The organism is Streptomyces sp. NPDC029956 (assembly GCF_055574655.1).
This window is the reverse complement of the sequence record NZ_JBVHZJ010000042.1, coordinates 1-5,234: the sequence shown is the minus strand read 5'-3', so window position 1 is coordinate 5,234 and position 5,234 is coordinate 1. Positions and strand designations below refer to the sequence as shown.

The 5,234-nt window shown below is 73.6% G+C and carries 4 protein-coding genes; 2 read left to right on the top strand and 2 right to left on the bottom strand.

Annotation, left to right across the window (positions count from 1 at the left end; translation table 11 throughout):
• Positions 1 to 217: 217 nt before the first annotated feature.
• Positions 218 to 1,228 (bottom strand): SCO1860 family LAETG-anchored protein, encoded by a 1,011-nt coding sequence (locus ACZ4XX_RS28000; protein WP_468510642.1) that lies wholly within the window; start codon positions 1,226 to 1,228, stop codon positions 218 to 220.
• Positions 1,229 to 1,538: 310 nt separating this feature from the next.
• Positions 1,539 to 2,258: a siderophore-interacting protein gene (locus ACZ4XX_RS27995; protein ID WP_468510641.1), complete on the bottom strand. Its 720-nt coding sequence runs from the start codon at positions 2,256 to 2,258 to the stop codon at positions 1,539 to 1,541.
• Between the two features lie 93 nt (positions 2,259 to 2,351).
• Here ACZ4XX_RS27995 and ACZ4XX_RS27990 point away from each other — a divergent pair, with 93 nt between their 5' ends.
• On the top strand, positions 2,352 to 4,553 hold the full coding sequence (locus tag ACZ4XX_RS27990; RefSeq protein WP_468510706.1) for a penicillin acylase family protein: 2,202 nt from the start codon (positions 2,352 to 2,354) through the stop codon (positions 4,551 to 4,553).
• Entirely contained in the window at positions 4,550 to 5,119 is a 570-nt protein-coding gene (locus ACZ4XX_RS27985) for a GNAT family N-acetyltransferase (RefSeq protein ID WP_468510640.1), read from the top strand. Before ACZ4XX_RS27990 ends, ACZ4XX_RS27985 begins: the two co-directional genes overlap by 4 nt.
• The last annotated feature ends 115 nt before the right edge of the window (positions 5,120 to 5,234 follow it).

Here is a 5,234-nt window from a genome sequence, read left to right as displayed (position 1 = left end):
AAGGAGAACCTTTTTCGGGGGATCGGGGGGGGGGGGGGGGGGGGGGGGGGGGGGAAGGGGGGGGGGGGGGGGGGGGGGGGGGGGGGGGGGGGTTGGGGGGGGGCCCCCCCCCCCCCCCCCCCCCCCCCCGGACCCGTACGTCCTCCCGGAGGCCCCCCCGGAGCCTCCGGCTCCGCACCCCCCGGTGCATGCCCCTGCGCGCGTCCCCCTCGGACCGTCAGCCTCGGGAGCGGGCGCGCGAACGGGTCAGGGCGAGCGCACCGCCGCCGGCCACGAGGAGCGCGAGCGCCCCGCCCGCGATGTACGGGGTGGTGGAGCTGCCGCCGGTCTCGGCGAGGTTCTGGGTGGGCGTGGTGCCGCCGTTGTCGGTCTTGATGCCGCCGGCGTCGCTCGGCTCGGCCGAGGGCTGCTGCGTGGGCTGCTCCGAGGGACGCTCGCTGGGCTCCTGGGTGGGCTGCTCGGTCGGCTTCCCGGTGGGCTCCTCGGTGGGCTGCTCCGTCGGGGCCGTGCCCTTGGGCGTCTCGCAGGTGGCCTCGGCGAGCGTCACCGTTCCGTTGACCTCGGCGACGCCGAGCTTCAGCGGGTCGACCTCCACCTTGAGTTCGAGGGCGGTCGCGGCCGCCGTGGTCGAGGTGGTGGACGTACGGGACAGGTCGAGGGTGACCTGTCCGACACCGGGCACCGTGACCTGGGTCCGGCCGCCGGTGGAGAGGGTGGTCTTCTTGCCGAAGACGATGACGTGACCGAGGACGTTGGACTCGGCGACGGGCTTCTTCCCCACCTCGCACAGGGCCTTGGAGGTCACCTTCTGCACCTCGATGAGCGAGAGCAGCGGGATTCCGGGGACGTGGACCTTGGCCTTGACGAGGTTCACGTACCCCTCGGCCTTCTCCTTGTCCACGGTGGCCTTCGAGGTGGCGACGTCGGCGGCCAGGATGTCGATCGGCTTGCCGCCCTCGGCCCCCTGCACCTTCACGGAGAGCGCGGTCTCGTCCTCGGTCTTCGGCGCCTTGACCTCGTTGAGGGAGACCCGCAGCGGCACGTCGACCGTCTTGTCGAGGAGGGAGACGTCGAGGCCGGTCCGCAGGACGACCGCGGTGGCGCGCCCTTCGCCGCCCGTGGCCTGCGCCGCCGGGGCCGCGACGAGCACGGGGCCGACGGCCAGGGCGGCGACGGTCGCGGCGGCGGCGGTACGGCGTACGGGCGTGCGGAAGGTGTTGCTGTTCAAGATGGTGGAACCCCCACAAGAGACATGGCGTCGCCGGCCGCTCACCACGGGGACGGTGGGTCGGCGCGGCCTCGGCGACTTGAGACACCGGAATCTTTACGCACGGAGAGTGAACCGACAGTCGCCTGACGTGAGTTCACTCCAAAGGGGGGTTTCCGTGTTCATATTCGATTTTTTTCGACACAACCGTTCCCGGGTGTCCCGCGTCTTTCGCACGCGTGGGTACACAGCGGCACCCCTGGGAAGGGTGTGAACGAGCCGCCGTGCGCCGGGGTAACGGATCGTCAACCCGGCGCATCGGACCGGGCGGTCAGCTCGCGCGCCAGTACCCGAGCGCGTGGACCCGCTCCTTGGGCAGCGCGAGTTCCTTGCGCGCATAGGCGGCGAGGGTCCGGGTGGTCGTGGTGTCGCAGGCGATCCAGACGTACGGGTCGGAGTCCGCGAGGGCCGGAAGCTCGGCCTTGACCCGGGCGACGAGGTCGGCTCCGTCGTTCTGCCGCGGCACCCGGCGCAGTTCGTGGTGCTCGGGGTCCAGCCGGACCGGCAACTCCTCGTCCGAGGCGTGCTGGGTCTCGAACCACACGGTGGCGGGGACACCCGGGAGCGCGTCGAGCAGGGAGTTGACGGCGGGCAGCGACGCCGGGTCGCCGACCACGAGGAGCCGGCCGGGGCGCGGCTCCGGGGCGTCGAAGCCGGTCCCCTGGAGGGTCGCCTCGACGGTGTCGCCCGGGGCACAGGCGCGGGCCCAGCGGCTGGCGACGCCGTCGTGGAGGGCGAACTCCAGACTGAAGGTGCCGGCCTCCTGGTCGGGGTCGACCAGTGTGTACGCGCGCTGGTGCGGCTTGCCCGCGTTCTCGAACCAGATCCGGACCCACATCGTGGGGTGGATCCCGGCGGCGGCGAGCAGTCCGCCGTCCGTGAAGTGCACCCTGCGGTAGTCCTCGGTGACCTGCTCGGCCCCCGTCACGGTGAACGTGAAGTCCTTGCCCCGCATCAGCTTGAGAACGGCACCCTGCCAGCCGTGACCCACCGCAATCCCCTCCCCTGAACTCCTGTAGATTAATTTAGGTCAGCCTAACCTAAGAAATCCGCAGAAGACATGGCCGAAGCCCATGTCGGGAGCATGGACGGGATCGGGGTCTCCGTGAGCATCGAGGTCTACCGGGACGCGTGGGGTGTCCCCCATCTGCGCGCCGCGGACCAGGACGAACTCGCCTTCGCGCAGGGCCGGGTCACCGCCCGCGACCGGGCCTGGCAGCTGGAGGTCGAGCGGCACCGGGCCCAGGGCACCACAGCCGCCTTCCTCGGCGCCGCCGAGCTCGGCTGGGACACGTTCGCCCGGCGCTCCCGGCTCGCCGACACCGCCCGCCGCTGCTTCGAGCGGCTGGAGCGCGAGGACGCGCGGACGGCGGCCTGGGTACGCGCGTACGTGGACGGGGTCAACGACGGCCTGGCGGAGGGGGCCGGGCGGGCGCCCGAGTTCGCCGGGACCGGTCTCGCACCCGGCCGGTGGGAGCCGTGGACCCCACTCGCCGTCTGGCTGACGACCCACATCCTGTTCGCCGGCTTCCCCACCAAGCTGTGGCGCGAGGAGGTCGCCCGGCGGCTCGGCGAGGAGTGGACGGAGCTCTTCGCGACCGACGGACCGGGGACCTCGGGCTCCAACGGCTGGCTGGTCGCGGGCGGCCGGACCGCGAGCGGGGCGGCCCTGGTGGCCGGCGACCCGCACCGCTTCATCGAGGCACCCGGCGTCTACCAGCAGATCCGCCTCGCCTGCCCCGCGTACGACGTGGTGGGCATCGCCGTGCCCGGCATCCCCGGACTCGCCCACTTCGGCCACACCGGGCCGGTGGCCTGGGCGATCACCAACGCGATGTCGGACTATCAGGACCTCTACCGTGAGCGGCTGCGGCGGCTCCCGGACGGCGGGGTGGAGGCGTACGGCCCCGAGGGCTGGCGCCCGGCGACGACGCACACCGAGACGATCGAGGTCGCGGGCGGTGAGCCGGTCGTCATCGAGGTGATCGAGACCGACCGGGGGCCGGTGATCATCGGGTTGGACGACGAGCCCGGGGACGGGGTTCCGCAGGACCGGACGTCGGAGGACGGGGTTTCTGAGGACGGGGCGTCGGAGGACGGGGCCTCGCGTGACCGGGCCGCCACATGGGAGACCGTCGCTCTGCGGTACCCGCCGCGTGTCACAGGACAGCTCGGATTCGAGGTGCTGCCCGCGCTGCTGCGCGCCCGGACCGTCGCCGACGTGGACGCGGCCCTCGACGGCTGGATCGAACCGGTCAACGTCGTCCTGGCCGCCGACACCGAGGGCGGTCTGCTGCACCGGGTCGCCGGCCGGGTGCCCGTACGGCATCGCGCCAACTCGCTGCGGATCGTGCCCGCCTGGGACCCGGCGCACGCGTGGGAGGACGCTCCGGCGCCGCTGCCCCGCGCCGAGGTGGACGGTCACGCCGTGATGGCCAACGCCCGCGGCCTCGCCGCGCCGCTGGGCATCGAGTTCGCCCCGCCGCACCGGGCGGACCGGATCGACGCGCTCCTCGGCGCCTCGGCGGACTGGACCCCGGAGAGCATCACCGCCGTCCACCGGGACACCGACAACCGCTCGGCGGCCCGACTCCTGGCGGCCGTGGCCCGGGTGGGCGGGAACGGGAGCGGGCAGCAGGCCTCGGGCCTCTCCCCCGCCGCCTCCGCCGTGCGCGACCGGCTGCTCGGCTGGGACCGGCGGATGGACGCGGAGAGCACCGACGCCGGTCTCTACGCCGCCGTGCGCGGGGCCGTCGTCCGCCGGCTCGCCGCCCACGAGGCCTTCGCGGTGCTGCGTGAACCCGCCCCGTACCCCGAGGTGTTCCGGCCCTGGCTGGCCCTCGGGCCGCGCGTCGCCTACGCCCTGGAGACCCTGCTCGTGGCGGGGCCCGTGCCCGCCGCGGACGTCGACCGGATCGTGCACGAGGCGCTCGACGAGATCGGCGAAGGCGAGCCCCCGGCCGCCTGGGGCGTGACGCACCGGCTCGCACCCTGGCAGGCGCTGCCCGACCCCGACGACGCGCAGTGGCCGGGGCTCGGCGGGGACCACGACTGCGTCCTGTCCACGTCCAGCGTGCCCGGGTGGACCGACCGCAGCGCCCGTGCCTCCGCCGCCCGCTACGTCTGGGACCTCGCCGACCGCGAACGGAGCGGCTGGATCGTGCCGTTCGGCGCGTCCGGCGTGCCCGGCGACCCGCACCACCGCGACCAGCTTCCGCTGTGGCTGAAGGGCGAACTCGCCCCCGTGACCACCGACTGGCAGAACCTCACCAAGGAGCAGGGATGACCACCGCCACCGCCGCCTACGTCCGGAGCATCGACGGCTTCGGCACCGTCACGGTCCGGCCCGTCGAGCCCGAGCGCGACGCCGCGCTCCTGCACGCCTGGGTCAACGAGGAGCGGTCCCGCTTCTGGGGCATGGTCGGCACCACCGTCGAGCAGGTCCGGGACATCTACGCGCACCTCGACTCGCTCACCACCCACCACGGCTTCCTGGTGGTCCTGGACGACGAGCCCGTCGCCCTGCTCCAGACGTACGACCCCAGGGCCGACCGCGTCAGCGAGTGCTACGAGGTGGAGCCCGGGGACGTCGGCGCCCACTTCCTCATCGCGCCGAGCTCGGCCCCGCAGCCGGGCTTCACCGGCAGGCTCCTGCCCGCGCTCGTCGCCTTCACGCTGCGGGACCACACCCGGGTCGTCGTGGAGCCGGACGCCTCCAACGAGAAGGCGATCGCCCGCATGGTGCGGGCCGGGTTCGAGCTGGGCCCGGAGGTCGTGCTGCCCGAGGTGGACCTGCCGGAGGTCTTCATCCCGGAGAAGAGGGCCCGGCTGGCCTTCCTGACCCGCCGCTGATCGTCCTGGGGGGGGGGGGGGGGGGGGAGGGGACCCAAGCACACAACGACGCCCACCACGCAAGGGAGAAAGGCGCGTAGAGGGACTCCAACAACCGCCCACCGACAACGACACC

Excerpts from the sequence above, each read along its gene's own strand:
- ACZ4XX_RS27990 (WP_468510706.1), top strand. The coding sequence starts at position 2,352 with ATGGACGGGATCGGGGTCTCCGTGAGCATCGAGGTCTACCGGGACGCG.
- ACZ4XX_RS27985 (WP_468510640.1), top strand. The coding sequence starts at position 4,550 with ATGACCACCGCCACCGCCGCCTACGTCCGGAGCATCGACGGCTTCGGC.